This is a genomic window from Azonexus sp. (assembly GCF_036170495.1).
Taxonomy (GTDB): Bacteria; Pseudomonadota; Gammaproteobacteria; order Burkholderiales; family Rhodocyclaceae; genus Azonexus.
In genome coordinates, this window is sequence record NZ_JAVHPH010000354.1 from 1 (window position 1) to 2,194 (window position 2,194).

Annotated in this window: 3 protein-coding genes; all 3 read left to right on the plus strand. The window is 54.8% G+C overall.

What is annotated here, in order from left to right; translation table 11 throughout:
* Positions 1-307 (plus strand): UbiA family prenyltransferase (locus tag ADADOO_RS13075; protein WP_511277943.1); only part of this gene is annotated, 307 nt, incomplete at its 5' end.
* A gap of 7 nt (positions 308-314) precedes the next feature.
* On the plus strand, positions 315-1,337 hold the full coding sequence (locus ADADOO_RS13080; RefSeq protein WP_511277944.1) for a COX15/CtaA family protein: 1,023 nt from the start codon (positions 315-317) through the stop codon (positions 1,335-1,337).
* A gap of 351 nt (positions 1,338-1,688) precedes the next feature.
* Positions 1,689-2,174, plus strand: coding sequence for a hypothetical protein (locus ADADOO_RS13085; RefSeq protein ID WP_511277945.1), 486 nt, complete (start codon positions 1,689-1,691; stop codon positions 2,172-2,174).
* The last annotated feature ends 20 nt before the right edge of the window (positions 2,175-2,194 follow it).

Here is a 2,194-nt window from a genome sequence, read left to right on the forward strand (position 1 = left end):
CCGGCGCGACGACTACGCCCGCTCCGGCCTGCCCATGCTGCCGGTCACCCACGGCATCACCTTCACCTGCCAGCACATCCTCTGGTACACCGTGATGCTCGCGGCGGCCAGCCTGATCCCGGTGTCGCTCGGCATGAGCGGCACGTTCTACCTGCTCGCCATCTGCCTGCTCGACCTTGTCTTCCTCGGCTACGCCATCGCCCTCTGCCGCAACTACAGCGACGCCCTTGCCCGCCGCACTTTCCGCTACTCCATCCTCTACCTGACCCTGCTCTTCGCCGCCCTCTTCATCGACCGCCTGTTCTGATCCGCCGATGCACCTCTACCGCCGCCTGTTGCTCGTCGCCACCCTGCTCGCCTTCGCCGTCATCGCCCTCGGCGCCTACGTCCGCCTCTCCGACGCCGGCCTCGGCTGCCCCGACTGGCCCGGCTGCTACGGCCACTGGCTGGGCGTTCCCGAAGCGGCCCACGAACAGCAGGCAGCGGTGCAGGCCTTCCCGGAACGGCCGGTCGACACCGGCAAGGCGTGGAAGGAAATGCTCCACCGCTACCTGGCCGGCAGCCTGGGCCTGCTCATCCTGACCCTGACCATCCTCGCCTGGCGCCAGGAATACCGCCGCCAGCAGTCGCCCGCCCTGCCCACGGCGCTCCTCGCCATCGTTGGACTGCAGGCGGCGCTCGGCATGTGGACCGTGACGCTATTGCTCAAACCCGTCATCGTCACCCTGCACCTGATCGGCGGCATGACCACGCTATCCATCCTCGTTGGCCTGGCCATCGCCGGACGTCAGACAAGGCCGGACAACGACATGGGTCCCGGTACACGCAGGCTCGCATTCACAGCATTGCTGGCAATCGTCATCCAGATCGCCCTCGGCGGCTGGGTCAGCAGCAACTACGCGGCGCTCGCCTGCCCGGACTTTCCGACCTGCCAGGGCGAATGGCAGCCGAAGATGGATTTCGCCCACGCCTTCAGCCTGCACCGCCAACTCGGCCAGACAGTCGACGGCCAAGTGTTACCGCTGACCGCCCTCACGGCGATCCACTGGAGCCACCGCATTGGCGCCCTTGTCGTCACGCTGATCGGCACACTGCTGGCCGTTGCCCTGCTCAAAACCGGCCAACGTCGCTGGCAAGTCTGGGGGGGATTGCTGGCCATCCTGCTGACGGCCCAAATCGGCCTCGGCCTGGCCAATGTCCTGCTCGGCCTGCCGCTGGCCGTCGCCGTCGCCCACAACCTCGGCGCAGCCCTGCTCCTCGCCGCGCTGCTGGCCATCAATATCCGGGGCGGCTTTTGCTACCCGGTTTGCCGCAGCCCAAAACAAAAATCCCCATAAGTCATTGACTCACGGGGATTTTATAAAACTGGCGGAGTGGACGGGAGAAATCATACCACTCGACAAAAACCTTAAAATTCAATTGGTTGGTAGCTTGTTAATGAAATTTCTCGAAAAATCTCGTTACCACAAGTGCTACCAGTGAACTCTAGCACGCTCCATAGCCATTTTTCCAAGGTCTACGCCCTCATACTTCAGGAAGGCTGTACGCCTTCTGGGCCTGTTGCTATCGCAATATATCAATTTTTGAAGCTGGTATAGAGCAAAAAACATTAATTTGGAATATAATCACACAAAATAAATTAACAATCGATCATTTATTCCAACCATCAACTTAATTATTTTTACACCATGAGCTTTTGCGAAAAAATAGATATTGAAACAAACACAGGCATTGGGAAGATATTTTCTAACTTTATATTTTGGCTCTGGGTCGCACTTTCATTTCCAGTAGTTGGATTTATTGCCAATAAAATGGAAATAACGCACAGTCTTGATACAAAGCTACTATTCGAAATAACAAAATACTTCGATATCAAGCTTTTTATTGGACTGGCAATAGGCTGTGTTATTTACTACTTGATGGCAAAAATAGTTGGCTATGCAAAATCTAAATTTTGTAAAACAAAAACAAATAATGTAACAAACGATGCTTTAGAAGAAATATCTTCTCAAATAATTGGAATTGGCTCCATAATTATCGCAACCAATTTGACATTATTTATTTTCAAAAACCTTATAGCCAGCCTTAAGGACATCAATACAAGTGTCACTAATTACTGGTGGCTCGGTGTTATATGTTGTGCGGCGGTCACGTTTTTTTGGACAGTCGGATAAGCTAAGGCTGACCGGTTGAA

Excerpts from the sequence above, each read along its gene's own strand:
- ADADOO_RS13080 (WP_511277944.1), top strand. The coding sequence starts at position 315 with ATGCACCTCTACCGCCGCCTGTTGCTCGTCGCCACCCTGCTCGCCTTC.
- ADADOO_RS13085 (WP_511277945.1), top strand. The coding sequence starts at position 1,689 with ATGAGCTTTTGCGAAAAAATAGATATTGAAACAAACACAGGCATTGGG.